Origin of the sequence: Mycobacterium sp. DBP42 (genome assembly GCF_005924235.1) — a bacterium.
GTDB lineage: Bacteria > Actinomycetota > Actinomycetes > Mycobacteriales > Mycobacteriaceae > Mycobacterium > Mycobacterium syngnathidarum.
Window position 1 is genome coordinate 277,097 of the sequence record NZ_VCMY01000002.1, and the last position, 26,287, is coordinate 303,383.

Sequence of the window (26,287 nt, forward strand, 5' to 3'; positions counted from 1 at the left end):
GATGTCTAGGTGTCGTCGAGCATCTCTTCGAGGTCTTCGGCGGTGGGTATGTCGGCGGCGGGCAGCACCCGCGACGCTTCTGGTGACCAACTGACGTGCACCGCGTCACCGGGACGCAGCAGCGGCAGGTCCTGCTCGGGCCCGACGTGGGCGATGATCGTCGAATCATCCGGTGCGGCAACGGAAAGCCGTAGGACCGGGCCCTGGAAGGTGAGATCTTTGACCGTGGCGGACACGGTTGCGACGTCGCCTTCTGGTGGGTCGATCGTGACGCGGACCCGCTCGGGCCGGACCATCAGGGTGGCCTGCCCGCCGGGTTCGATCGTGGTATCGCCGGGCTTGGCCTTGAGCGTGGTACCGAGCACCTCGACCTCGACGAAGTCGCGGTTGGTCCGGCCGGTCTGCCGGCCTGGCCACAGGTTGGCCTGACCGATGAAGCTCGCGACGAACACCGTCGCCGGGCGATCGTAGATCTCGGTGGGGCTGCCGATCTGTTCGACGTTGCCGTTGTTCATCACTGCGATCCGGTCGCTCATGGTGAGCGCCTCTTCCTGATCGTGGGTGACATAGATGAACGTGATGCCGACCTCGCGCTGGATGCGTTTGAGTTCGAACTGCATCGCGTGGCGCAGTTTGAGGTCGAGGGCGCCGAGCGGCTCATCGAGCAGGAGCGCGCTGGGGTAGTTGACCAGTGCCCGGGCCAGCGCCACCCGCTGTTGCTGCCCACCGGAGAGCTGGCCGGGTTTGCGCTTGGCGAAGTCGGTCAGCCGCACGATTTCCAGCAGCTCGTCGACGCTGCGTTTGATCTCGGCTTTCTCCTTCTTCTGACTGCGCGGTCCGTAGGCGACGTTGTCCCACACCGTCATGTGCGGAAACAGCGCATAGTGCTGGAAGACGGTGTTGACGTTGCGCTTGTGCGGTGGCACCCGTGAGACGTCGACCCCCTCGAGGCGGATGGCGCCTTCGGTGGGATTTTCGAACCCGGCGATCATGCGCAGCGTGGTGGTTTTCCCGCATCCCGAAGGGCCGAGCATCGAAAAGAACTCGCCCGGCGCGATCGAGAAGTCCGCATCGGCCACGGCGAGGTAATCGCCGAACCGTTTGGTGACGTGGTCGATCTCGATGACGGGCGAGCCGCTACGGGGTGTGTCCTGTCCCGTCGATTTGTCGACGGCGGTGATATCTGGGCCGGTCAGCGGTCTCCTCCTCCGGTGCAGCCTGGAAGCTGTCGGTAAACCATCGCGGATTGCGCCGACCTTCGCAACCGTTTCCGCAATGAATTAACAATTTTTCAATGGAATCCTTCGTTTGAAGTGGCTTGGTAGCGCGATTCCATAGCATGGCGGGCATTCGGCCACGCCGCGCGTGGGCAGGCCGACGTCGTGCGGGGCGTGAGTGGCTCGGCTCAAGTTTCGCAGTTCAGCGCGCTGTCTCGGCGGGAAACCGACGACGGCAGGAAGGCGAATCTGGGGATCAGCCCCACTCGTGGTTCATCGCGCGCGACTCCGACATGGTGTGCACGGACTCGCCGTGACGGTCGGGTGCGCGCGAGACCGCGATGAGGGCCATCGCCAAGCCGGCGGTTACCGCGCCGGCGACGAAGATCGTCACGAAGCTGCCTTCCGACGGCACCACTTGATGGCCGAGCAGCACGGCGACGACGGCCGCGGCCAGCGAGCTGCCGATCGTTCGCGCGATCGCGTTCATGCTCGTGGCGATGCCCGTCTCGTTGGTGCCCACCTCACTGACGACCAGCGCGGGCAAGGCGCCGTAGCCCAGGCTGATATAGGCGTTGGCCAGGACACCGGCCAGGACCACCTGCCAGGGACGGTCGTGCGCGACGGCAAGCATGACGAATCCGGCGATTCCGGCGACGGCGGCTACCACCAGCACCCTGCGGGCGCCGTACCGGTCGATGTAGCGGCCACTGACGAGCGCCACCAGAAAACCGGTGATCGCACCGGGGAGCAGGAAGTAGACACTGGCCTGCAAGACGCTCGCGCCGAATCCATAGCCGGCGGCCTGACGGGACATCTGAACGAACTGGGTGAGGCCGAGAAAGGCGAAGTACAGGCCCATCCCGACGAGGATCGTGGCCAGATTGGTCAGCAGGATGGGCCGCCGGGCCAGCATCGCGGTCGAGACCAGGGGATCGGCGGCACGTCGCTCCCACCACCACCAGCCGATCAGCGCCGCGACACCGCTCACCAGAAAGCCGATCGTGCCCGGATGACGCCAGCCCCAGGCGTTGCCTTGGGTGATCGCCAGCAGGACCGACGACAGACCGACCGCCAGACCGGCTGCGCCCAGCCAGTCAATCGCGCCGCCGGCGTCCGGCCGGCGGTTGGGCACGACGACCAACGCCACCACGATGACGACGGCGGTGAAAGCGGTGGTCAGCCAGAACACGCGGTGATAGCCCGCATCGCCGGACATCAGCAGGCCGGTGACCACGAGACCGACACCACCGCCGAAACCCAGCGTTCCGGACAACACCGACATCGCTCGCACCAGGCGCTCTTCGGCGAGCTCTTCGCGCAGGATCGCGATGCTGATCGGATAGAGCGCGTAAGAGGCGCCCTGCAGGACGCGGGCTGCCACCAACAGCGGTACCGACGCGGTGACCGCGGCCAGCACCGAGCCGGCCAGCACGACCAGCAGCACCCCCATCAGGACACGCTTTTTGCTATGGAGATCGGCCAGCCGGCCGATCAGTGGGGTTGACGCGGCTGCGGCAAGCAGGTTGGCGGTGACGGCCCAACTGACGGCCACCGACGAGGTGTTCAGCTGGTGGGCGATGATGCCCAGGATCGGCACCACCGCGGTCTGCAGGATGGCGACGGTCAGGGCCACCAGGCTCAGCCCGGCGATCAAGACGCCAGGGCGACGTGGCATTCCGGGAACCGCAGGGGAGGCGGACCGCTCAGAATCGGTCCTGGTCACTACCCGCTCCGATCCATAGCCAATCTTTGTGTTTCTCGATTATGGCCTTGTTGCGGGATGCGCCCCCACACCGGGTGCGCGGTCGAACAGACGCGCTCGTCGGGTCAGTCCAATGCCGCCAGCACGTGCTCGGTGAAAGCTGACGTCGACGCGCTGCCACCGATGTCGGCCGTGCCAACGCCGGCGTCGAGGACCCGCCGGACAGCGTCCTCGATGTGATCCGCGGCGACGCCGAGCGCCGGTGTGCCGCCGTCTTGACCCGCGAGCCAGCGCAGCAGCATCGCGGTCGACAGGATCATCGCGACGGGGTTGGCGATGTCGCGTCCGGCGATGTCGGGTGCGGAGCCGTGGGCTGCCTGCGCCATGGCGTGGGTATGGGAGGCATTGATCGACGGTGCCATCCCGAGGGATCCGCTCAACTGGCCGGCGAGATCGGACAGCATGTCGCCGAACATGTTCTCGGCCACGATCACATCGAAGTCTCGCGGGTGGCTCACCAACCGCGCCGCCAGTGCGTCGATGTGCTCACCACGGACTTCGACATCGGGGTAGCTCTCGGAGACTGTCAGACATACGTCCAGGAACAGGCCGGTGGTCTTGGTCAGGACATTCGTCTTGTGTGCGATGGTGACGGACTTGCGCCGCGCGGCAGCCAGCTGGAATGCCTGGTGGGCGATCCGCTCGCAGGCCGTGCGGGTGAATACCGCGACGGCCAGTGCGACGTCGGGCGTGGGCATGAATTCGCCTGCGCCGTCGTACATATTCCGGTCAGCGTAGAACCCTTCGGTGTTCTCCCTGACGATGACCACGTCCAGGTCCGGGCACAGCGCCCGGACCGATGCGCTCAAGGTCCGTGCGGGCCGGATGTTGGCGAACAAGTTGTAGCGCTTGCGGATTGCACCACCGGGTGACAGCGTGCCGCGGAACTGCTCGGGGTACCCGGCGTTGTCGTGCGGTCCCAGGATCCATCCGGGCAGCTCGTCGAGTTCGGACAGAGTCGGTTCTGGCAGCGGGGATCCGAAGTCGCCGATTGCCTCGAGGCCGAAGGGCAGCTCACGCCAGCGCACCTCGACCGCCACCCCGGCCAGGGCTTTTTCGGCGACGCGGGTCGACGCATCCACGATCTCGGGACCGATGCCGTCACCGAGGAGCACACCTAGAGCCAACACACCGTCATCTTCCGCTCAAACCGGATGCGCTGTGGACCACTGCAGGAACATTTCGGCAATCTCCGCGGGTTTTTCTTCCGGCAGCCAGTGTGAGACGCCGGCGAGGGTTTCGAATCGGTAGGGCCCGCTCACGTACTTGGCGGTGTCGCGCGCGGGCTTGGCCTTGATGGCGATATCGCGGTCACTCCAGACATACAGGGTCGGCACCGTGATGCTCTGCGCTTTGCCCAAGCCCGACCGGCTCAACGGCATGGCGCGATACCAGTTCAGCGCCGCGGTCAGGGCCCCGGGTTCGGCCATGGCCCGGGCGTCACGTTCGGCCGCCTCGGATGGCAGCCCGCTGGAGATCAAGGATCTGGCGATGGCCTTGCCTTTGCCGTCGCGCCCGAGCATGAGCCGTTCGGACACCCACGGCAATTGATTGACGTACATGTACCACGACGCCAAGCCCTGCCGACTGGTGAGCAGCGACCGCAGAAACGCGATCGGGTGGGGCACCGACAACGCCGACAACGAAGCCAGCTTCTCGGGCGCCGCACCGGCCACGCTCCACGCCACGGCGGCACCCCAGTCGTGTCCCATCAGATGGACCCGATCGGCGCCGCTGGCGTCGATCAGCGCGAGGACGTCCTCCACCAGCTCCGTCCCGCGATAGTCGCGCCGACGACGCGGCCGGGCGCCGGGCGAATATCCGCGCTGATTGGGCGCCAGGCAGCGGAAGCCCCGTGCGGTGAGTAGGGAGATGATCGGCTCCCAGCTGGTGTTCTGTTGCGGAAAGCCATGAAGCAGCACGACCACCGGTCCGTCGGCCGGCCCATGATCGATGACGTCGAAAACGAACTCCCCGCGCCGGTATTGATCCATACCGTGCATCATGCCAAGCCGGGCAGGGCCGGCGGCAGGGGAGTACTTCCGTCCCGGGAACAGCCTCCTTGGCGAGAGCGGTTGTTTGCCAGGCGATCCCGCGCGGCGAGTGGTGTCGGCGGCCGTGATCTTCCGGTGCCCAACTTGTGACGGCAACGTGGCGCCGATCGACGCCTGCACGGTTGCAGCGCACGCGCAGGGTGCGGTACCAATCATCAGGTGTGTGCGGGAATGAACATTTGATGACCGAGATTGGGCCAGAAGATGTTCGGGGCACGGCGCGGTGAAAGCGGTGTGCCCGACTTTCCGTTGAGCATCGGATCCCGGTATCTGGTGGGGCACTTGGGGATGGTGCCCCACCAGAAATCGGTTCGGTTACAACGGAATCCAGGTGCCGAGGAACCAGAAACCCCAACCGCGGCCATCTCCGGCAGGCATCGGGGTCACCCGCTGCCCATTCCATTCGAATGGCTGATGGTCGCGCCGGCCCTGATCGACACCCCGGCCGTGCCAGTCATCGCGCTGAGGCCCGCGGTCGTCGCGGTGCTCACACGGCGCACCCGGCCGGTCGCAGCCCGGGCCGGGATCGGCGCCGGCGGTACCGATGCCGAGACCCAACAACCCGGCGGTGCCGATTCCTGCCGCCAACGCGGATACGCCCACGGATTTCTTGAAACCCATTGCTTTGCTCCGTTTCTGAATGGTGCGGCGATCGGCGCCGCACGGGAAGCAAAGCTATTTCAGCCGGATGGGTTTGCCCTGTGCCTGCTGTGGGGATGGGCTGTGCGATCGACAACGGATCGACAACCGGTCTGCGCTCACCAGGTCAGGTTGTGTTTTTCGAAGTGGCGGGCCAGGGCCTCCATGTATTCGTCGCCATGGAAGGGCCCACAGGCGCCGATGGCCTTTTCGAGGAACGGGCCGTACTCCTCGTCGTTGACGTAGGTCGACCAGTGGGTGATCTGCCCGTCGTCGTTGGTGTCGATGAAGCTGATCGAATAGAAGCCCATGGTCTGACCCTCGGCGGTGGTCCCCTCCCAGCGGTAACGCATTACGAGACCGTTCTCGGCGGGCCAGAACTTGTGGTCGACGGGTTTCCAATCAGGAAAGACCACTGAATAGGCCTTCGCCTCGACGGTGGCGGCCACATCGAACGAGGTTGCGACATCCTTGAGCACGAGTTCTTGCCCGGCCACGAAGTAGGGCGAGGTGTACACGGCGTCGTCAGTGAACTCCCACTCGTCGTACGACTCGCCTTCCTGGACTTTCCGCAGTACGTACTTGTCCCGGTAGCTCTCCGCCATGCGGCGGTGTTTGGCGATTCGGTCCACGAGATCCATTGCAATCCTTGTTCATTCGAGGAGTGGTAACACGAGGTCGGCCAGCGCCTGTGGCGTGGCGCACACCACTAATATACAGAGCTGTATCACAGATTCAATGATGAATTTCAAGCCTCGGCCCGGGTGAGGAATCCGAGCACGGTCTGCTCGAAGGCTTCCCTGGCCTCGATCATCGCCCAATGCCCACAGTTGGGGAACACGTGCAGCTCGGCGTTGGGGATCGTCCGCATCGGAATCAGCGCCATGTCGAGCGGGCTGACCCGGTCATCTCGGCCCCAGGTCAGCAGCGTGGGGGCGGTGACCTTGTGCATCTGCGCCCAAGGCATCGGCGCGTCGGACGCACGCATGGCGCCCATCATCGACGCGAACGCCGCCTTGCCGTACATCCGCTTGGCGGCCGCCAGTGCCGTGGGGTCGGTGGCCAATTCCCACCGTTGTTCTATGAGTTCGTCTGTGACGAGTGCCGGGTCGAACACCATCGAGTTCAGCCAGTCGACCAGACGCTGGCGGGTCGGATCTTCGGTGAATTCCTGCAGCAGGCGGATCCCCTCGCTGGGGCCCGGACTGAACAGGTTGGTCCCGATGCCACCGATGGTGACGAGTTTGCCGATGCGGTCCGGTTGCCGGATGGCGAAGTTGACGCCCACACCGCCACCCATCGAGTTGCCGACGATGTGCACGCGGTCGAGGCCCAGGGCCTCGACGAATGGGGCCACCACACCCTGAGCGGTGACCATCGGATGACCACCGAGGTCGTCTGTGACGCCGAATCCCGGGAATTCCAGTATCAGGCAACGGAATTGCGAGGCAAACGTGGGAAGGATCCCACGGAAATTACGCCAGCCGGTGACCCCGGGCCCTGAGCCGTGCAGGAACAGCAGCGCCGGGCCGTCCCCGGTGTCGTAGTACCGCAGGACGCCTGCGGACGTCGTTATTTCCCTCAGTTCCAGTTCGGTCATGCCGACCAACCTACGGGCGTCCGTTCACCGGCCCGTCGACAGTCCCGCCCCGCGGCAAGGGCTCGCGGAGCGGGGCCGGGCCGAGTCAGAACGTCGGTACGAACACGCCGTTCATCCAGACGCCCCAGTGCTGCCAGCCCTCATCCCAGACTTGGGGGTTGCCGGCGCCCCACGTCGGCTGGGCCGGTGCCGGCGGTGCCCACGCGGGTGGCGAGCCGGGATTGGGTCCGCCGGGAAGGGTCGTTGCGATCATGGGCTGATGGGGTGCCGGTGCGTATCCTGGGGCGGCGCCTGCGGTGGCCGCGCTCATCCCGGCGGCACCCGCCGCCATCCCACCTGCAATCGCTGCGCCGGCAATGATCTTGGCGATCTTCATGGTCGTAGACCTCCAATCTGTATGCGATGAATTTCGCCGGACCCTCTGGCTATCCAGCATGTAGCAGCCGTAAACCCGATTACGCCAACGAAAAACATGATCCGGTCAGATCTGCCAGTCGTTCGCCCCGTCGTTCTGGTTGTAGAGGCCGACGGAGTTCTTCACGACGACGGGATCACCGCTGCCGAAGTGGTCGAAGAACCATTGCGCGTTCGCCGGGCTGAGGTTGGGGCAGCCGTGACTCACATTGCGTTTGCCCTGATCAGAAACGGACCATGGGGCGCTGTGCGCGAAAATGCCGGTATTGCTGAGGCGGACGGCATTTTTGACCTTGAGCTTGTAGCCTTCGGCCGAGTTCACCGGGACACCGTAGGTTGACGAGTCCATGACGATGTCGGCGAACTTTTCCAGGACGTAGTAGGTGCCGTTGGGGGTTTCGTAACCTGGCTTCCCGAGTGACACGGGAAAGGTCTTTTCCAGCACGCCATTACGGTGGATCTGCATTTGATGAGTGTCGTCGTCGATGGTGGCCACCAGCGCATCGCCAACCCGAAAACTGGACTTCGTGCCTGCGGCGTCAATGTTCACCACTGTGCCGGACGGCCAGAAATCGATTGGCCGCCAACGTACCTGGGTGTCGCTCATCCAATAGAACTTTCCGGGCACCGGCGGGTTGGAGGAGATGTGAATCGCGTCCTCGGCCAGCTGACGGTCGGCGATCGGCCGTTGGAAGTTGATGTAGATCGGCTTCGCGACGCCAACCGTCGACCCGTTGGTGGGGTTGAACGCGGGTGGCAGAAATGGCGGCTCACCACTGAACGGCAACGGATTCTGCCCGGCCGGGACGCCGACGTTGGCCGCTTGGCCGGACAGGTCGAGCCAGGAGTTCTCTGGCGGGCCGAAATGCGGAACTGGTTCGACGGGCGGCCCCGCCGGTCCAGCTGGCTCCGCCAGGGCCGAAGCTCCGGTCACCGCTGACGCGGTGACCGTGGCAGTTGCCGCGATCGCGGCGATCCACAGGTGTCTGGTCCGGTGTTGCACTGGGCCTCCATCGATGAGGTGTCGTTGATGACCACGCCCGCCCGGGCGGATGAATGACGTGATCCACTCTACTAGCTACGTACGTGGATAGTAGTTACCGGTGGTGAGTCCGGTCGTTGCTGAGGTCCCGGTCGCCAGCGTGAAAGCGTTTGTTTTCCATGGCATTTGTGAAGAATCTGTAAATGTCTGCGCATAACTGTCGTCGCGGCGGCTGCTGGACCTGGTAATACGTAGTTCTCCAATACGTGGGCAGTACGTAGGTTGTTGTGAGTTCGATATGAGTGTCGTATCGCGTCATGTAGGCGACGGCCGAAAATCTTCAACGAACCTTCACACAATCCATACCGATCCACCGATGTGGGTGACGAGGGTGGAGAACATGCCAGACATCGCCGATCTGCCTCAGCTCAACCGTCGGGGGTTCCTCGCGGCAACCGCCGCTCTGGGTGCCACAGCTGTTGTGGGGTGTCAGCGCGACGCCGGCGCCACATCGACCCGCGTCGATTCCCGAGACGCGATCTCCATGGCCGAAGCCCGTCGGCCGCACAGCGGGCGCACGGTGTCCACCACATTGACCGCCCAGCGCACGCGGGTGGACCTCGGCGGCACGATTGCCGACACCATCGCCTATAACGACATCGTGCCCGGACCACTGCTGCGGGCATCGGTCGGCGATGAACTCGAGGTCACGGTCCGCAACCGGCTCGGCCATTCGACCTCGGTGCACTGGCACGGGTTGGCGTTACGCAACGACATGGACGGTGCCGCGCCGGCCACCCCTGACATCGCCGACGGCAAGGACTTCACCTATCGATTCTCGGTGCCCCATCCGGGCACATATTGGGCTCATCCACACACCGGGCTCGATGCGGACACCGGTCTGTACTTCCCGTTGATCGTTGACGACCCCCGAGATCCGGGCCGATACGACGCCGAATGGATGGTGATGCTCGACGATTGGACCGATGGTGTCGGCCCGAGCCCTGCGCAGATCTATGACCGGCTGCGGATGTCGTCGGGAGATGGGCACGACATGCCGGGTATGGGTGCCCGAGGTGGGTCGCCCCTCGGCGGTGACGCCGGTGATGTCGACTATCCGATGTATGTGGCCAACGGGCGTAATGCCGAGAATCCCAGCAGCTTCCGGGCCCGCCCTGGCCAGCGCGTCCGGATCCGGTTGATCAATGCCGGCTCCGACACCGCGTTCCGGGTCGCGTTGGCCGGGCACCGTCTGACCGTCACCCATACCGACGGGTTCCCGGTGGTCCCCAGCGAGGTGGACGCGCTCCTGATCGGGATGGGCGAGCGATATGACGTGACGGTGACCGCCGGGGACGGGGTCTTCCCGCTGGTGGCGGCTGCTGAGGGGAAGAATGCGTCGACGCGGGCGCTGTTGGTGACAGCCATCGGTTCGACTCCGCCGCCTGACTACGCGCCGCCGCAGCTGCACGGCCGGTTGGGAACGGTGAGTTCCTTCACCGCCACACCCGAGGCGACCTTTGAGGCTGCGCGCGCTGATGTCGAACTGCCGGTCGAGCTGGGTGGCTCGATGGCCAGGTATGACTGGACGATCAACGGCCGGCCATTCGAGAAGTTGCGGCCCCTGACCGTGCGCGAAGGCCAACAGGTATCGATGACTTTCCGGAACTCGACGATGATGTGGCATCCCATGCATCTGCACGGTCACACGTTTCAAGTGCTCGGTGAACACGGACGCCCCGGCGCACGCAAGGACACCCTTGTCGTGCTGCCGATGCAGCGACAGCGCGTGATCTTCACCGCCGACAACCCGGGGATGTGGATGCTGCACTGCCACAACACTTATCACCAAGAGGGCGGAATGATGACGAGACTCGACTACAGCAGCTGACCATGCTCCCGAATTGGGGGAGTACTACGTACTGGACTATGTAGTAGGTACCGATGCCGCGTCGAGGCACCCCAGGCGCTTGGTCGAGAGGTACGCTCGCCTCACCGATCGTGGAGGGGTGTAGTGCGCGTACGAGGATTCGGCGAACTCGAAGCTGAGATCATGGATCGCATCTGGAACCGTGGCGATGCAGCGGTCACCGTGCGCGACGTGTTCGACGAGCTCGCCGAGGAGCGCCGGATCGCCTACACCACAGTCATGTCGACGATGGACAACTTGCACACCAAGGGCTGGCTGCAACGCGACCGCGACGGGCGTGCCTATCGGTACTGGCCGACGCTGAACCGCGAGCAGCACACCGCGCAGTTGATGCGCGAGGCACTCGACGGCGGCGGTCGTTCGGATCTGGTGCTCAGCTACTTCATCGAGCAGATCGATCCAGAGGATTCCGATCGGTTGCGTGCCGCGCTACGCACCTTGGCCCGACGCTCGACAAGGGCGAAGAAGCGGTGAATCTCGCCGCGGGCCTGCTGATCTACAGCGTGGTGATGTTAGTGGTGGCGCCGCGGCTCCTCAACAGGCTCACCCGCGGGGGCTCGGCCCCGAGGTTCGGCGTGGCGGCTTGGTTGACCGCGATCATCAGTGTCTTGGCCACCTGGATCGTGATTCCGGTGTCGGCGATCGGTGACGTGGTGTTCCACTCTGGTCAGCGCAGGTCGCTGTTCGCGTCGTGCGTGGAGTTGCTCTGCGACATAGCGGCCGGGCGCGCCGGCTTCGCGGCGCAGGCTTCGGTCGTGATCGGTGCGGTCGTGTTGATCGCGGCGGCTGTCGGTCTCGGGTTGAAGGCGTTACGAGCCGTTCGACGCATGCGCGCCCATGCCCATAGCCACGCTCAGGCCGTCCGGCTCGTGGGGCGTCCGGGCGGCCGGCAAGATGTGTTCATCGTCGATTCCGATGAGCGCACCGCATACTGTGTGGCCGGAGCGCCGCCTGCGATCGTAGTGACCACCGGCGCCATCGCCGCACTCGGCAACCACGAGCTGCAAGCGGTCCTCGCCCACGAGCGGGCGCACCTGGACGGGCATCATCCGAAAATCGTTACGGTCTTGCGGGGCTTGGCCATGGTGTTCCCGCGGGTCAAGCTCATGACCCGCGGGGCGGCAGATGTCGCGCGGCTGCTGGAGATGTGCGCCGACGACACGGCGGCGCGCCAATTCGGAGAGCACACGCTGCTGACCGGACTGATGGCTCTCGCCGGCGCCACGCCTGCGCAGGCACTCGGCGCCGCCGACGTGGCGTTGCTGAACCGTGCTGAACGTCTTGCCGCGCCAGCCGCACCGTGGACCCGGTTCGGTGCGCGTGCAAGCCTTTTCGGGTCCATGTCCGCGATCGCCCTCGCCCCGATCGCACTGTTGGCGTCAGGGGCATCGGGCCTGCTGTGCCCTTGACGCCACGCTCCCGCTCGAACACACCGCATCAGTACTCGATGATGCGGGTGACGTAGGGCGTCATCCCTGATTTGCGGACCGGCGAAATCTTGACCGGAACACCCGTCTGCTGGGCCTCGATCATTTGACCGTTACCAAGGTAGAGCGCCTCGTGCTGTCCACCTCCGGGTCCCCAGAACAGGAGGTCGCCGCGCTTGGCTCGCGACGGCGGCAGCCGGCGTCCCGCGGTGTACTGGTCTCCCGAATAGCGGGGGAGCAGCACGCCTACGCCGGCGAATGCGTAACGAGTCAGGCCGGAACAATCGAAGCCGACGGTGCCGGCACCTGAATCCACGCCGCGGCTGGGCCCGGTCAGGCTTCCGCCTCCCCAGGAGTAGGGAACTCCGATCTGGGTGCCGGCCCGCCGGATCACGTATTCCACCGCCTGTCTGCCATAAACGCGGTTGCCGCGAAGTATGGGCGCTGCCGCACCACTGGCAGCTGGTGCAAGCCCCAGGCTGCCGAGGAACTTTCGCCCCAAGTCGAAGGTGGTTTGTGCGGCAAACGCGCTTGCCTGCAACGATGCGTTGGCGAGGGCGACTGGATCGCCGGGTGCACCTGCGCTGAGCAGATTGGGCAGGGTGGGATCCCACTGGCCGGCGCTGGGCTCGGCGTGCGCGACCGGTGCGCCGAGCGCAACGAGCGCTGCCGCCGCCAAAATGCCTGTGCGCAAGAGATTTCGACGGTCGCAGCCGATCTGGACACGGTGCGGAATGGATGACATCTCACATGTTCCTTCCCGCCCTACGCCCGTCATCACCGGCCAGGCACCGTAGCCGACGGTTTTACGTACTAACTACGTACTAACTACGTACGTACATACTCTACATCACAGAAGTCACGTGAGTCCCACTAGTCGCAGATTTCACCGCTGCAATTCCTTGCGTATAGCGGGCCTCAGGCTGCGCCGCCCGGCTGGTTGATCTTCACCAGCATCTTGCCGATGTTGGCTCCGGTGAACAGTCCGTTGAGGGCGTCGATGCTGGATTCCAGCCCCTCGTACACGGTTTCGCGGTGCACCAGCAATCCCTCCTTCTCCCAACCTTGTAGCGCGGCGAACGCCTCGTCGAACCGTGCCCACTCTTCGAGTGCGATGAATCCCTGCATCGTCGAGGAAGTGGCGAGCAGGTTCACATAATTGGACAGCCCGGGGTGATCGCCGTTCAGGTAGCTCGAGATGATGCCGCACAGCACCACGCGCGCCTTGTGGGCCAAGTTGGCCAACACGGCATTGAGAATGTCCCCGCCGACGTTGTCGAAATAGACGTTGATGCCACTCGGGCACGCTTGCTTCAGGGCGGCAGTCAGATTGCCGGCCTTGTAGTCGACGCAGGCATCAAAGCCGAAATCCTCGACCACGACACGGCATTTTTCGGCGCCGCCTGCAATGCCGACCACCCGGGCACCCGCGATCTTGGCGATCTGGCCGGCCACGGACCCGGTAGCGCCCGCGGCCGCCGACACCACGACAGTGTCGCCGGGTTGCGGATTTCCGACCCCCTTCATTCCGAAGTACGCCGTCGCGCCGGTCGGTCCGTAGATCGACATCACGGCCAGTGGATCTGTGTATCCGACCACCGGTGTACTGAACAGGTCGTCGCGGATGATCGCGTAGTCCTGCAGCCCGGTCAGGGTGGTTACCAGATCGCCGACGTTGTAAGCATCACAACGTGATTCGATGACCTCGCCGATACCTGCAACTCGTACCACCTCGCCCAGCTCAAGGGCCGGCAGATAGCCTGGCTCGCCGTCCAGCCACGTGCGAGCGGCAGCGTCGATGCCGACGTAAGTGGTGCGCAGCAGCGCCTCGCCTTTGGCCGGTAGCGGCGCCGGCGTGGTCACCATCTCGGTGTCGTCGGGGGAGAGCAGCCCATCGGGTCGACGGCGCAAGAGGATCTGGCGGTTCTGGCGAGGCGCGGCGTCAGTCAAGTCATTTCTCCCGTGGTCATCTCAAGTTTCACGTTGATTCTCAGAACCCCCACGATGAGCGTCAACCCCCGCATCGAGAATGTCCCGCCTGGTAGGAGGGTCCCCCTTGCTGAACGCGCACTCGACTATCCGACGCGGCGGGCGATCGCCCCTCACCCGGCCCAGGCGGCCTATGTGATGCCGAGGGCGGCAGCGGTGAAGCGCCACAGTGTCTGGGTGGCTTGGTCGGAACTCGGTGTCGGGGTGACCCGGAGCTGTTGTGCAATACCGTGTCGCAAGCCGCCGATGACGTAGGCGCCCGCGCTATCGGGATCCAGATCGGCGGGAAGTTCACCCATCTGCTGCCCATCGCGGATGTTGGTGGCGGCGTTGTCGATGAGGTTGTTGACGTAGGCGGCCTCGAGTTCGGTCAGTTGCGGGTCGCTGGCGGTGCGGTTGAGCAGGATCGGCGCCAGCGGATCAGCGAGGTGGTAGGCGACGAAGCGGTGGGTACGGTCGCGTTCGCGAGCGGCCCAGTCGCCCTGGGGCAGGTGACCATCGGCAATCGCGTGGCGCAGGCCGTCGTAGAAGCCGTCGTAGATCGCCGCCAGCAGACCACTTTTCGATCCGAAGTGGTGGTACAAGGCCCCGGTGCTGAGGCCGGTGCGACGAGTCAGCCCGCTGAGCTCGAAGGCGCCGTTTCCGCTGACGAGCTCGGCGCGCGCGGCATCGATCAGCTGTTGACGTCCAACCGGGGCGCGTGCCATAGTCCGAACCATAACAGAAGTCAGTTATGTTTCGATGAGGCGATCATGAGCACTGAAGTGACGTCGTTGACGGAGCTCACGGGTGACCTGGCCGGCACCTATCGGCGGACCCCCAGCAGTGGGGAAGGGGTTGATCCCGCGGTGGCCGAGGCGGACCTGGCGGCGGTGCTGCGCGACGGGTACGTGATCCTGCCTGATCTGCTGACCGCGGCCGAACTCGACGCGATCCGGGACTCTGTCGAGCCGCTGTTGGACCGCCTGGGCCGCAATGGGTTCGAGGGCCATGCCACCCAGCGGGTGTACAGCGTGCTGAACAAGACCCGCAGCTGTGATCGCATCGCCGATCATCCTCGCGTGCTGGCTCTGTTGGATCGGCTGTTCATGCCGAATTATCTGTTGTCGATGTTGCAGGTGATCAAGATTCTGCCGGGGGAGCAGGCGCAGATGCTGCACACAGACGACAGCTTCTATCCGCTACCCAGACCGCGAAAAGCGCTGGGTGCGGCCACGATCTGGGCGATCGACGATTTCACCGCCGACAACGGTGCCACCGACATCGTCGCGGGCAGTCACGCGTGGGGCGATCGACAGCCCGAGCCCACTGAGCGCGAACCAGTGATCATGAGCGCCGGCTCGTGCGTCTTCTTTCTCGGGACGCTGTGGCATGGCGGCGGCGCCAACCGATCTGCGAACTCACGTCTGGCCCTCACCGCGCAGTACTGCGAACCGTGGTTGCGCCCGCAGGAGGCATTCACCTTGTCGATGACCCGCGACACGGTCCGGGTGGTGTCGGAGGACATTCGGCGCATGCTGGGCTACAGCATTCATCCGCCGTTCATCGGTCAGGTTGACGGCATGCACCCGAAGAGGTTGCTCGAGCCGGGTGCGCAGCCGGTCTGATCTCGCCCGGAGCTCACTCGGCGGGGACGTGCTTCACGACGTTTTGATCGCGACCACACGGTTGCCGAACTGGTAGACAACGTGTCCGGCCCCAACCCTTGACAGGCATATGGGACAGAGCGTCTCATACCATTATTAAATGGGACTCTCGGTCCCGATAAATGGAGCCGGCGCTCAACTGTCGAGGAGAAGCGACGTCATGGCATCAACGAGGACGGTCCGTCGGTGGCGGGATGGAATGCAGGTCAGCGGCGACGCGGACTACTGCACGAGGCTGCAAACCCTCTCCGAGGGCTCAGTGCGCCGCAACTTCAGTCCGTACCTGGACATCCCGTGGGACTCGCCAGAATTCAAGGTGACCGAGAACGACCCGCGCTGGGTGCTGGCGGCGGACAGTGACCCCATTGGGATGAGCCCGTGGTATCAGGCCCAGCCGCTGGAGAAGCAGATCGCGATTGGCATGTGGCGTCAGGCGAATGTCGCCAAGGCCGGCCTGCAATTCGAGAACATGCTGATCCGAGGAATCCTGAACTACACATTCTGGGTGCCCAACGGGAGCCCGGAATACCGATACTGCATGCACGAGGCAGTGGAAGAGTGCAACCACACCCTCATGTTCCAGGAGCTGGTGAATCACGCGGGCGTGGATGTCCCGGGACTCGTGCGGTGGCTTCGATGGATGCACTGGTTGCCGCCGCTGTGCGCCAGCCCGATGCCTGTGTTCTTCTTCATGATGGTGCTGTGCGGCGAGGAGCCGATCGACCATATGCAGAAATCCATTCTGCGCGAGGGCAAACCGATCCACCCCGTGATGGAACGCGTGATGGCGATCCACGTCGCCGAGGAAGCCCGACACATCTCGTTCGCGCATGAGTTCCTGCGTCGGCGGATCCCGGAGATGAAGCGGCTCAATCGATTCGGTCTGTCGATCATCTACCCACTGAGTTTCCGGCTGGCAGCTTCTCTCATCGCCAAGCCTCCGCGCTCGTTCTGGCGCGAATTCGAGATCCCGCGATCAGTGAAGAAGGAGATCTACTGGCGGGCACCCGCATCCAGAGCGATGCTCAGTGAGATCTACGGCGACGTGCGGATGCTCGCCGCGGACTCCGGGCTGATGAACCCGATCGCCAGAATTCTGTGGCGGATTCTGCGCATCGACGGGCGGGCGTCGCGCTACCGCAGCGAACCGGCGCGCCAATCACTCAGCGTGGGGTGAGCACCCGCGACTGATCCCTAATCCCGTTGTAACGCAAGGCAATTCTGTGCACGTCGAATTGCCTTGCGTTACTTTTATCCTGCTCGACGGGTGGACGAGCCCGCCGGACTGCGCCTGGCACTTTCGGGCGCCATGCATCTGCATATGCCCGCGCCCGCACGGGAACACCCTTTGGCGATTGCGCCTGAAATCGATCTGAATTGGCTATGCATTCTCTATGGGGACCAAATATGCGTCGCGTATGAGTTCCTCGTCTTTTATTGAACCACAACTAAACTCGATACAAATCCCATGCGCAGAAATCGGGGATCATCAACTGAAAGTGGGAAAGGGGCGCACATTGTCGAGCGGCAGGATCGTAGGAAGCATCGTCGCGGCCGCGGCTGCGACCGTATTGGGACTGTGCTCATCTGCGCCGGCCACGGCAGCACCGACCGGCCAGACTTCAGCGCAAGCGACGATCAGCGACCTCGAGGCCCAGGGTTTCCGGGTGATCCTCAACAAAGTCGGGAACGCGCCCATGGATCAATGCACAGTGACTGCCGTGCGTCAGGGCACTGATGTCAAACATTCCTGGGTACAGCGCGGCCCGACGGGCAGAGTGAACAACCTCGTGCGGTACACAACCGCGTACGTCGATCTGATGTGCAACCGATGAATCAATCGCCCGCGGCCCGCAGGGTGATCTCCGAGATGTTCGTGCGGCTCTGCCCATCGAGGGTGCCCAGCTTCGAAATCCACACCAACACATTGGATGTTTCCGTCTGATTGTCGACGGTGATGGTGTTTTCTCCCGGCTGTAGCGCCACGTTCGGCGTCAGCTCGGTGGTGTCTGACAGGCTGCTCGGGTGGGCACTGTCGGCCGCACGAACCTGGACTTCTGTTCCGGTGCTGGGCACGTCGATCGTCACCTCGCTCAAAGCGGTCGGCGAGGACAGGTGAAGTATCAGGCCGACCCCTTCTTTGAAGGCCGGGAACGGCGCGGCATCCTGGTAGATGTCGGTGGGCCACGACGTGTCCGGGCTGCCGTCGACGGCCAGACCCGCCTGATCCGGATGGTCTGGCGAGCCGCCGGGGGAGAACACCGTCGCACTCGCGGGGGTCACGATCGGCCCCGGGGTGCGCTGCGCCGGCGTGCTCAAACCGCGGATGAGAATCACCGACATCGCAACGATCAGCGCGATCGCGGCCAGAAGCAAGCCGATACGCACCGGGCGGGATGTCAGAGCACGCCGCCGTTTACCTGACCTCACTTCGAACGAGTTGCGCCGGCGACGTCCTCGGGTCCCGGCCGAATGATTGACCACCGACTCGGCGAACAGCGTTCGGTCATCCCAGACTCCGCTGACCTCCACGACATCCCCGTCGGACAGTTCGCCCGTGATGGAGTTGCCACGTAGCTCGACCGGCACGACGGTGTGTGCTTCACCGGTCGACTCGTATCGCTCCACGCGAAAGGTCCAAACCTCCTCTTCGCCGTCAAGTCCGGACGGTCGCTTCTGCACGTCGCGGACGGTGCCCAGGATCGTGAGCATGGCCAACCGCATGGTCTCCGGTGAGCTGCTCCGCTCGCGGACGTCGGGGATCTCCAGTGGGGCGGTGTGCCCTCCCATATCAGGGGGCGTCGGCTCGGAATCCGGCACCGGCACCGGTTGTGGCGCGGTGGACACATCCGTGCTCCCGCCCAGCGCCCGCGCGAAGTCCAGGCACCGCGCATAGCGCTCACCGGGTTTCTTCGCCAGCGCCTTCGCCATCACGGCGTCGAGATGGGCGAGGTCGCCACGACGCTCGGACAGCCGGGGCGGTGATGTGTAGAGATGGTTGCCGGCCACGATGATGCGATTGGCGTCGTCGAAGAGGGGCGCGCCGGTCAACAGATGGAAGGCCGTTGCCGCGAGGGCGTACTGGTCGGCCCGGCCATCGAGTGTCTTCCCGGCGAGTTGCTCGGGCGCTACATACGCGACGGTGCCGATGGCCACGTCGGTCTCCGTGAGGCCACTCGCGTCGTCGGCTTGCCGGGCGATCCCGAAATCGGTGAGCAGTATGCGTCGCCGGGCACTTCCCGACGGGGTGGTGACCAGGATGTTCGCCGGTTTGACGTCGCGGTGCAGCAGGTTCCGTTCGTGCGCGACGTCGAGGGCCTCGGCGACTGCCGTCACAATCTCCACCACATCCGCCAAGGGCATGCCAGACGGATGCTGCTCGATCAAGTGCTTGGCGTCGGTGCCGTCGACATAGTCCATCGAGATCCACAGCCGGCCGTCGGACTCGCCACGGTCGTGCACCCCGACGATGTGCGGATGCCACAGCGATGCGGCCAACTCTGCCTCTCGGGTGAACCGGGCGCGGAACTCGTCATCGCGCGTGGTGCTCACCGAAAGGATCTTGAGCGCATCCAGACGGGGAAGGCGAGGATGCTGGGCCAGGTAGACCTCACCCATGCCACCGGCACCGAGGAGCCGCTGAATGGTGTACCCGGCAAAGACGTCACCGGCATTGAACGGCATGTTCGAAGCCTACAAAGCACGGCAACTCGAGCGCGAACAGGTGTTCGGCAGGACTGCGACGCCCTGAGCAGCACCAGGCGAGCTGCCGCGTCCGGAAGCGCCGCACGTCTGCGCGTATCGGGTTCAGTTCAGCCGCTCGGTGAGGTGGACCTCGACGTCGTCACCGTCCGTCTTGCCGATGGCCGTCCGGATGGCAGCGGCCACGGGGAGTTTGTGGGTTCCGTCGCCCAGGGCCATGAACGCTCCGATGAACGGGTGACCGTCAACCGTGCCGGCGACCTTCACCAACCCCCTCGTACCGAAAATCTGTGCTGAGCCAGGAAGCTGAACGCAGGTCCAGGTGTCTCCGGGGCGCGCCTTTCCCAGGCGAGCGGTGAATGTGATGTCCAAGGATCGAGAGTCCGCCATCGTGGTCCTCCGTGCTGTTCAGCGGAGCGTTGGGTCGGTTAAAGGGAATGGGTTGGGAATCAGTCCTCGAGGTAGACCAAGCCGTTGCCATCGGGGTCGGTGAAGGAAAACATCGCTGGTATTCCCTCCATCCGGACCAGCTCGTCGTTGTGCAGCGTCACACCGGCCTCACCGACCCGATCGTGGGCTTGTTGCGCATCAGAGGTGCCCAACCGGATCGCGATCGGGATCTGGCTGTCGTGCGGCAGGAGCACCAGGGAGACATCCGAGCCCGGCGGCACGACCTCGATCATGCGCGCACCCGGCCAGACCTCCACGTCGGTGCGGAGTTCGCATCCCAGCACCTCGGTGTAGAACTTCAACGCGGCGTCCTGGTCCGACACCGGAACCGACACACTCAAAACTCTCGTCGTCATCGTCATGTTTAGTAAGACTCTGCCGCGCAGCGAGACTCATCGCGGCGCTGCCACGGCTGTTGTCGTCCTTGCCGGTCTCAGAGTCAGTACACATGTGCTCGTCAGTCTGGCGCGGGCTGTTGGGACACCGTGACGTCACGGTTGGGGCATTCGAGTTGTCGCTTCAGATTTCGGAGCCCAGCCTGGGCACGTCGACGCATCACCCGTGCGGCAACAGGCAACACGGTGCAGGCGGCAAGACGGTTCTCATTGCGGCTCATCATGCGCCAGTGCACTTCGCAGCCGTTCTGTCCGGTTTGAACAAACTCCATCTCCATGCGCGGCAAGATCGGGCGCATGTCGCCGTGGGTGACGATCCGGTTCGGCGCCGTCGCTTCTATTACCTGAATCGTCACCGACCGCGTTCCGCGTAGGGGCACCGAGACTGTTTCGGTGTACTTCTTGCCACGGGTCGACACGGGCAGCTCGTCCTTTGCGGTGATCGTCGAAACGCCGGGGAACCAATGGAGAAAGTTCTCCAGATCGGCCGCATAGTCAAAGGCTTTCGCACGTGAGCACGCAACAGTGACAGCCACTTCGGCCAGTAGATACATGCATCCTCCTGATCAACGAAACGACCGAAGGCTAAGCTGTAGACCTAGGTCTACAGTCAAGTGAAATTGGCATGAAGATAAGCGAACTTGAGGCAAGTACCGGAGTTGGCCGCCACGCGCTGCGCTACTACGAGCGCCAGGGATTGCTCGGTGAGGTGCAACGGACCAGCGGCAATTACCGGGATTATCCAGAATCCCTGGTCAAACAGGTCAAGTTGCTCAGGAGCATGCAGGCGCTTGGATTCTCCTTGACCGAGATACGGCAGGTGCTCGACGGACTCCGCTCGAGCGATATCGACTGCCTCGACGGTGCCCGGTTGCTGGCAGAAAAGCGGCAGCGCATCGAGGAACATATCCGCGATCTTCGAGAGGTCAGCCGGACTCTGCGTCGAGAGCAAGAGCGTCTGGAACGAAGGGCGCAACGACACGGAAAACAGCTGGACTAGGTCGCTCGGAACCAGCTGACGGGGCTGGGCCCGGCTCGGGTGCAGCGGCCGCGGTCGGAGCCGGGGGTCGGCTAACTGCGGTGCGATAGCTGATTACGGCGCGTGGCCCGCGCGGTCGCGCTAGCATTCGGGTCACGGTGTGCCGGGAAGTCTGGTCGGCAGCACGAGGAGCGAATGGCTGCACGTGCTTTGGTGCTATGTCGAGCAGGTGAGGTTACGAACATGCCAGGCCATCGTGGTTGTCGAATGTGTGCCGAGCCCCCTAGCCACTGCGGCACGCCCGTTCCCAGCGTGCGACACCGCAAACAGGACCGAGGGGCGGCCACAACCCCTACCTCGCCCCGGCGCCCGGGGCTTTCCGTTCAACGCGTATCGATAGCGCCGCCGACGCCGCAACTACTCAATCGCTGTTCGGTGTGGTGGATCCCTGGGCGTACCGGCTTATGCGCGGTAGCCCGGGTCGATCTGGGACAGGCGCTGTGAAGGCGGCCAACGGCAGCGGCAGTCCGTACCGACTGTCGGCGGTCGAGTCGCTGCTGCGCGTGACCGGTACCGAGCGCTACACACCGCGTGTCCGGGATTTCGCTGTCGCGCTGGACAATCACGGCGCTTTCAGTCACTTGAGTCAGTCCGACGCGGGAATGGTCGCGGTGGCCCTGGCCGTCGCCATCAACGACGGTAAAGACCCCGCAGCATCGTTGCGGTACCGGATAAGAGCACTGTTGTCCGGCGAGGACGGGGTGCAATGGGACGATGCGCACGCGGTGTATCAGGCGTACGTGATAGCCGCGCAGTTGATCGTCCCGCCGACGAACCGGGACTGTCCGACGGTGCCAGATTCATAGCCGCCGCTCGTATGCAGGAAAGGCACCGCAGTCACATACCTTGTCCTGCAACTTGATCCGTTCGACTAGGAGCAGAGGCGGCAGTTGCGCACCGCGTATTACGAGCTCGGGCGTTTACTCTGGCCCGGGTACGCGGCGGGGTGGTGTGGCGGTGTGGGCCCTGCTAACGTCACAGGCGGTGTGCCGGGAAGCCTGGTCGGCAGAGATGATGATTCTGCGACGGCGAGGTGCACACGTGGGGATGGATGTCGAGGCGACCGCACTTGGCCCGACGATGCTCGTGGCGATCGATCAGTACAGTTCGGTGCCGTTGGTGCACGATCCTTACGCCGGCCGGATGCTGCCACTTGCGTGGCGGATTCCGTTGTGGCTGTGCCGGTTCAGCGCTGTGCGATGGGCGTTGGTCGCGGCCAGTGACCGGTCTGGCCCCGGCGCGTGGATCAGTCTGCTGTGTCGCAAGCGCTACATCGATGATGCCGTGCGACGGGCGGCCCAACACGGTCTGGACGCCATCGTGATCGTGGGGGCAGGATTGGATACCCGCGCCTACCGAGTGGCCGAGCTGGCCGGGGTGCCGGTGTGGGAGATCGACCTGCCGGCCAACATCGCAGCCAAAACTCGGGCCCTGCACCGCTGTTTCGGCCACATCCCGGCAAACGTCACGTTGGTGCCGATGGATCTGGCTGCCGATGATCTGCCGGAGCAATTGGCCAACAGCGGCTTCGATCCGACCATGCGGACGTTTTTCATCTGGGAGTCGGTGACGATGTATCTGGCCGAACCGGCGGTGCGCAAAACCTTGCAATCCCTTGCCCGGTGCGCCACCGAAAGTCGACTGGTGTTCACCTACTTCCTCCGCGACTTTGTCGACGGGCAGGCCATGTATGGCGCGCAGGCCGCCTATCAACGGTTCGTCACCAAGAAGGGGTTATGGGTCTACGGCATCGATCCTGCTGATGTCGCCGGCCTACTCGGTGAATACGGCTGGCAGCAGACAGAACACGTGGGACCCGATGAATATCGCGAGCGTGATCTGGCCCCGGCGGGCCGGTTGCAGCCGGTATCGGAGATTGAACGCGCGGTATGCGCCGAGCACACCAGTACATCGACGCCTTCTGACAGCGGCGCGATGTGACCTGGTGTGCTCGCCCAGTCCTCCCGGTAGGGTAACCGGGGTTCGCTACGGCCCCATGGCCTCATGGTGGCTGATTCGGCCTCACAGCGACGGTTGAGGCAGTAAACTTCGAACCATCGATCATGAGGCGGGACCACCGCTGATCGTTCACGGTGCTTGACCGTCACCCGCGGTGATCGTCGGAGCACATGATGTCCAAACCCGCTCAGGACCACCGGCCCATATTCTCGCGTCGGGCCCGCATTGCGATCATCGCCGCATCAGGCCTGGTGGTGGCGCTGTTGGTGGCCGGACCGTTGCTCGATGCCTATGTCGAATGGCTGTGGTTCGGCGAGTTGGGTTTTCGCGGGGTATGGGTGACCGTGTTGGCCACCCGGCTTGCACTGTTCGTGGCGGTGGCGGTATTGGTGGCCGGAGGCATCGGGGCGGCGATACGGCTGGCCTTTGCGGCGCGACCGCAATTGATCCCTGGATCTGCTGCCGACGATCCGCTTACCCCGGTGCGCATCCAGATCGGTCGCCGGCCGCGCCTGTTCGGCTGGGGCATCGCGGTTGCGATCGGACTGTTGTGCGGGATGGTCGCCGAGTCGAACTGGCGAACCCTGCAGCTGTTCCTGCACGGAGGCACCTTTGGGCTCACTGATCCCGAGTTCGGTCACGACATCGGCTTTTTCGTTTTCGACCTCCCGTTTTACCGGTGGGTGCTGAGCTGGCTGTTCACAGTGACGTTCTTCGCGCTGATCGCCAACGCGGCAACACACGCGATCTTCGGCGGAATCCAGGTGCGATCCACCCGGCTCGTGATCACCCGGCCGGCGACCGTTCAGCTGGCCGCGATCGTCGGGGTGTTCATCGTGCTCAAGGCCCTCGCGTACTGGTTGGATCGGTACTGGCTGCTCTCGGGCAGCCGCAAGGAGCCGACGTTCACCGGCGCCGGCTACACCGACATCCATGCCGCCATGCCGGCCAAACTCGTCTTGATGGCCATCGCAATACTATGTGCAGCAGCATTTTTCGCCGTCGTAGTACTGCGCGATCGGCGCATCCCGGCGATGGCGGCCGCCTTGTTGGTGCTGTCGTCGGTATTGGTGGGCGGGGCGTGGCCGATGCTGATGGAGCAATTCTCGGTGCGGCCCAACGCTGCCGAAGTGGAAGCGCCCTACATTGAACGCAATATCGCCGCCACGCGCCACGCGTATCGTCTTGACGGCGATTGGGTGCAGTACCAGGACTATCCGGGCATCGGCACCAGACATCCGCGTGAGGTCGCCGCCGATGCAACCACGATCGCCAACGTGCGCCTGCTCGATCCCAGCGTGCTTTCGCGCACCTTCACCCAGCAGCAACAACTCAAAAATTTCTACAGCTTTCCAGACCAGCTGGACCTCGACCGCTATCGCATCGACGGGAAACTACGTGACTACGTGGTCGGCCTGCGGGAGCTGTCACCGCAGAGCCTGACAGGCAACCAACAAGATTGGATCAACCGCCACACCGTCTATACCCATGGCAACGGGTTCGTCGCCGCACCGGCGAACCGCGTCAACGCCGCGGTGCGGGAAGCCGCCAATACCACCGACAGCAACAGCGGTTATCCGCTCTATGCCATCAGCGACATCGCCTCACAAGCGACCGGCCGCCAGCTCATCCCCGTCGAACAGCCACGCGTTTACTTCGGCGAGGTCATCGCCCAAGCTGAACCCGACTACGCCATCGTGGGTGGTCACACCGACGATCCGCCGCGCGAGTACGACACCGACGCCTCTCGCTACACCTACACGGGCGTCGGTGGGGTACCGATCGGGAACTGGTTTCACCGGGCCGCTTTTGCGGCACACTTCGCCCAGCATCGGATCCTGTTCTCCCGCGCGATCGGCCCCGAATCCAAAGCCATCTTTCACCGCGACCCCAAATTACGGGTGCAGCGCGTGGCGCCCTGGCTGACCGTCGACTCCAACCCTTATCCGGCAGTGGTCGCCGGACGCATCGTGTGGATCGTCGATGCCTACACCACCCTCGACAGCTATCCCTACGCCCAGCGGGGAGCCTTGTCAGCTCCCGAGCTCGATCAGCTGGGCCGACCGCGGCGGGCCGACACGGTGGCCTATGCCCGCAACTCGGTGAAGGCCACCGTCGATGCCTATGACGGCACCGTGACGCTGTATCAGGTCGATGCCGATGATCCGGTTCTGGCGGCGTGGATGCGGGTGTTCCCCGGGGTGGTCACCGCCGAAGATCAGGTCTCCGACGAGTTGCGCAGCCACTTCCGCTACCCCGAGGACCTGTTCGAGCTCCAGCGCGAAATGCTGGCCAAATACCATGTCGATGATCCCCGAGAATTCTTCACCACCAACGCTTTTTGGTCGGTACCGTCCGACCCGACCAACGACGCCAACCCGGCCCAGCCACCGTTCTATGTCCTCCTCGGTGACCCCAACACTTCCCAGCCGTCCTTCCGGTTGGCCAGTGCAATGGTGGGCTACAACCGCGAATTTCTGGCGGCCCACATTTCAGTGGACTCCGACCCGAGCAACTACGGCACGATCACAGTGCTGCAGTTACCGACCGACACCTTGACCCAAGGGCCCCAACAGATTCAAAACTCGATGATCTCCGATACCCGGGTGGCCTCTGAACGCACGTTGCTCGAGCGATCCAACCGCATCCAGTACGGCAACCTGCTGGCGTTGCCAATCGCCGATGGCGGCATTCTCTACGTCGAACCCCTCTACACCGAACGCATCCCAACCACCTCCAACAGTTCGACCTTCCCGCAACTGTCGCGAGTCCTGGTTAGCTTGCGTGAACCCCGCATCGATGGCGGCGTGCGGGTGGGCTATGCGCCCACCCTGGCTGAAGCGCTCGATCAGGTCTTCGGACCTGGCACCGGGACGTTGGCCACCAGCCCCGGTGGCGACGCCGCGACCCCGCCGCCACCGACTGCCAGCCCGCCCAAGGCTGCCCCCGACATGGCACCGGCGCCCGGCCCGCCGCCGGCGACGAACGCAGACGACATCGAGGCCATCATCGAGGATCTGCGCGGCGTTCTCGAACGATTGGAGGATGCCGCGGACAACGCCGGCGGCGGCGGCTGAAA

General features: G+C 64.2%; 25 protein-coding genes. 9 read left to right on the top strand and 16 right to left on the bottom strand.

Annotation, left to right across the window (positions count from 1 at the left end):
• Nucleotides 1-5 precede the first annotated feature (5 nt).
• The 9 genes from E0T84_RS03610 to E0T84_RS03650 all read right to left on the bottom strand — a co-directional run bounded on the left by E0T84_RS03610 (nt 6) and on the right by E0T84_RS03650 (nt 8,692).
• Nucleotides 6-1,034 carry an ABC transporter ATP-binding protein gene (locus E0T84_RS03610; protein WP_234998629.1) on the bottom strand — a complete coding sequence of 343 codons (1,029 nt, stop codon included), beginning with the start codon at nt 1,032-1,034 and terminating at the stop codon, nt 6-8.
• Nucleotides 1,035-1,473: 439 nt separating this feature from the next.
• A complete protein-coding gene (locus E0T84_RS03615) occupies nt 1,474-2,895 on the bottom strand; it encodes an MFS transporter (RefSeq protein ID WP_138743772.1) in 1,422 nt (473 codons plus the stop codon).
• A gap of 152 nt (nt 2,896-3,047) precedes the next feature.
• Nucleotides 3,048-4,112 carry an isocitrate/isopropylmalate dehydrogenase family protein gene (locus E0T84_RS03620; RefSeq protein ID WP_138743773.1) on the bottom strand — a complete coding sequence of 355 codons (1,065 nt, stop codon included), beginning with the start codon at nt 4,110-4,112 and terminating at the stop codon, nt 3,048-3,050.
• Between the two features lie 15 nt (nt 4,113-4,127).
• Nucleotides 4,128-4,976 (bottom strand): alpha/beta fold hydrolase, encoded by an 849-nt coding sequence (locus E0T84_RS03625; protein WP_138743774.1) that lies wholly within the window; start codon nt 4,974-4,976, stop codon nt 4,128-4,130.
• A 375-nt stretch (nt 4,977-5,351) separates the two neighbouring features.
• Nucleotides 5,352-5,657 (bottom strand): hypothetical protein, encoded by a 306-nt coding sequence (locus tag E0T84_RS03630; RefSeq protein WP_138743775.1) that lies wholly within the window; start codon nt 5,655-5,657, stop codon nt 5,352-5,354.
• Nucleotides 5,658-5,794: 137 nt separating this feature from the next.
• Nucleotides 5,795-6,316, bottom strand: coding sequence for a hypothetical protein (locus tag E0T84_RS03635; protein WP_138743776.1), 522 nt, complete (start codon nt 6,314-6,316; stop codon nt 5,795-5,797).
• A gap of 107 nt (nt 6,317-6,423) precedes the next feature.
• Nucleotides 6,424-7,275, bottom strand: coding sequence for an alpha/beta fold hydrolase (locus tag E0T84_RS03640; RefSeq protein ID WP_138743777.1), 852 nt, complete (start codon nt 7,273-7,275; stop codon nt 6,424-6,426).
• A gap of 85 nt (nt 7,276-7,360) precedes the next feature.
• Complete coding sequence (locus E0T84_RS03645; RefSeq protein ID WP_138743778.1) at nt 7,361-7,651, bottom strand: hypothetical protein; 291 nt, start codon at nt 7,649-7,651, stop codon at nt 7,361-7,363.
• Nucleotides 7,652-7,756: 105 nt separating this feature from the next.
• Entirely contained in the window at nt 7,757-8,692 is a 936-nt protein-coding gene (locus E0T84_RS03650; RefSeq protein ID WP_138743779.1) for an Ig-like domain-containing protein, read from the bottom strand.
• A gap of 379 nt (nt 8,693-9,071) precedes the next feature.
• On the opposite strand from E0T84_RS03650, the gene E0T84_RS03655 reads away from it, so the two are divergent.
• The 3 genes from E0T84_RS03655 (at nt 9,072) to E0T84_RS03665 (ending at nt 12,010) form a co-directional block, all read left to right on the top strand.
• Nucleotides 9,072-10,562 (top strand): multicopper oxidase family protein, encoded by a 1,491-nt coding sequence (locus E0T84_RS03655; protein ID WP_138743780.1) that lies wholly within the window; start codon nt 9,072-9,074, stop codon nt 10,560-10,562.
• Nucleotides 10,563-10,685: 123 nt separating this feature from the next.
• Nucleotides 10,686-11,075 (top strand): BlaI/MecI/CopY family transcriptional regulator, encoded by a 390-nt coding sequence (locus E0T84_RS03660; RefSeq protein WP_070189445.1) that lies wholly within the window; start codon nt 10,686-10,688, stop codon nt 11,073-11,075.
• Nucleotides 11,072-12,010 (top strand): M56 family metallopeptidase, encoded by a 939-nt coding sequence (locus E0T84_RS03665; RefSeq protein ID WP_138743781.1) that lies wholly within the window; start codon nt 11,072-11,074, stop codon nt 12,008-12,010. The genes E0T84_RS03660 and E0T84_RS03665 overlap by 4 nt, the downstream gene beginning before the upstream one ends.
• A gap of 28 nt (nt 12,011-12,038) precedes the next feature.
• Here the strand turns inward: E0T84_RS03665 and ripB are convergent, their stop codons facing one another.
• From ripB to E0T84_RS03680, 3 genes are all read right to left on the bottom strand, one after another.
• Nucleotides 12,039-12,773 carry an NlpC/P60 family peptidoglycan endopeptidase RipB gene (gene ripB / locus E0T84_RS03670; protein ID WP_070189447.1) on the bottom strand — a complete coding sequence of 245 codons (735 nt, stop codon included), beginning with the start codon at nt 12,771-12,773 and terminating at the stop codon, nt 12,039-12,041.
• Nucleotides 12,774-12,946: 173 nt separating this feature from the next.
• Nucleotides 12,947-13,978, bottom strand: a complete 1,032-nt coding sequence (locus E0T84_RS03675; RefSeq protein ID WP_138743782.1) for an NADP-dependent oxidoreductase — start codon at nt 13,976-13,978, stop codon at nt 12,947-12,949.
• Nucleotides 13,979-14,148: 170 nt separating this feature from the next.
• Nucleotides 14,149-14,724 carry a TetR/AcrR family transcriptional regulator gene (locus E0T84_RS03680; RefSeq protein ID WP_138743783.1) on the bottom strand — a complete coding sequence of 192 codons (576 nt, stop codon included), beginning with the start codon at nt 14,722-14,724 and terminating at the stop codon, nt 14,149-14,151.
• A 45-nt stretch (nt 14,725-14,769) separates the two neighbouring features.
• On the opposite strand from E0T84_RS03680, the gene E0T84_RS03685 reads away from it, so the two are divergent.
• The gene (locus E0T84_RS03685; RefSeq protein ID WP_138743784.1) at nt 14,770-15,624 is read left to right on the top strand and encodes a phytanoyl-CoA dioxygenase family protein; all 855 of its coding nucleotides are present in this window, start codon (nt 14,770-14,772) and stop codon (nt 15,622-15,624) included.
• 199 nt (nt 15,625-15,823) lie between these two features.
• The gene (locus tag E0T84_RS03690) at nt 15,824-16,840 is read left to right on the top strand and encodes a diiron oxygenase (RefSeq protein ID WP_138743785.1); all 1,017 of its coding nucleotides are present in this window, start codon (nt 15,824-15,826) and stop codon (nt 16,838-16,840) included.
• A gap of 659 nt (nt 16,841-17,499) precedes the next feature.
• Here the strand turns inward: E0T84_RS03690 and E0T84_RS03700 are convergent.
• The 4 genes from E0T84_RS03700 to E0T84_RS03715 all read right to left on the bottom strand — a co-directional run bounded on the left by E0T84_RS03700 (nt 17,500) and on the right by E0T84_RS03715 (nt 20,764).
• Nucleotides 17,500-19,347: a serine/threonine-protein kinase gene (locus tag E0T84_RS03700; protein WP_138743786.1), complete on the bottom strand. Its 1,848-nt coding sequence runs from the start codon at nt 19,345-19,347 to the stop codon at nt 17,500-17,502.
• A 123-nt stretch (nt 19,348-19,470) separates the two neighbouring features.
• Nucleotides 19,471-19,755 carry a DUF1905 domain-containing protein gene (locus tag E0T84_RS03705; RefSeq protein WP_138743787.1) on the bottom strand — a complete coding sequence of 95 codons (285 nt, stop codon included), beginning with the start codon at nt 19,753-19,755 and terminating at the stop codon, nt 19,471-19,473.
• A gap of 59 nt (nt 19,756-19,814) precedes the next feature.
• Nucleotides 19,815-20,171 (bottom strand): VOC family protein, encoded by a 357-nt coding sequence (locus E0T84_RS03710; protein ID WP_249383562.1) that lies wholly within the window; start codon nt 20,169-20,171, stop codon nt 19,815-19,817.
• Nucleotides 20,172-20,272: 101 nt separating this feature from the next.
• Nucleotides 20,273-20,764 carry an SRPBCC family protein gene (locus tag E0T84_RS03715; RefSeq protein ID WP_138743789.1) on the bottom strand — a complete coding sequence of 164 codons (492 nt, stop codon included), beginning with the start codon at nt 20,762-20,764 and terminating at the stop codon, nt 20,273-20,275.
• 71 nt (nt 20,765-20,835) lie between these two features.
• Here E0T84_RS03715 and E0T84_RS03720 point away from each other — a divergent pair, with 71 nt between their 5' ends.
• The 4 genes from E0T84_RS03720 to E0T84_RS03735 all read left to right on the top strand — a co-directional run bounded on the left by E0T84_RS03720 (nt 20,836) and on the right by E0T84_RS03735 (nt 26,285).
• Complete coding sequence (locus E0T84_RS03720; RefSeq protein WP_138743790.1) at nt 20,836-21,210, top strand: MerR family transcriptional regulator; 375 nt, start codon at nt 20,836-20,838, stop codon at nt 21,208-21,210.
• 479 nt (nt 21,211-21,689) lie between these two features.
• Nucleotides 21,690-22,055: a hypothetical protein gene (locus E0T84_RS03725; protein WP_138743791.1), complete on the top strand. Its 366-nt coding sequence runs from the start codon at nt 21,690-21,692 to the stop codon at nt 22,053-22,055.
• A gap of 241 nt (nt 22,056-22,296) precedes the next feature.
• Nucleotides 22,297-23,190, top strand: a complete 894-nt coding sequence (locus E0T84_RS03730) for an SAM-dependent methyltransferase (RefSeq protein ID WP_249383569.1) — start codon at nt 22,297-22,299, stop codon at nt 23,188-23,190.
• A 191-nt stretch (nt 23,191-23,381) separates the two neighbouring features.
• Nucleotides 23,382-26,285: a UPF0182 family protein gene (locus tag E0T84_RS03735; RefSeq protein WP_138743792.1), complete on the top strand. Its 2,904-nt coding sequence runs from the start codon at nt 23,382-23,384 to the stop codon at nt 26,283-26,285.
• Nucleotides 26,286-26,287 lie beyond the last annotated feature (2 nt).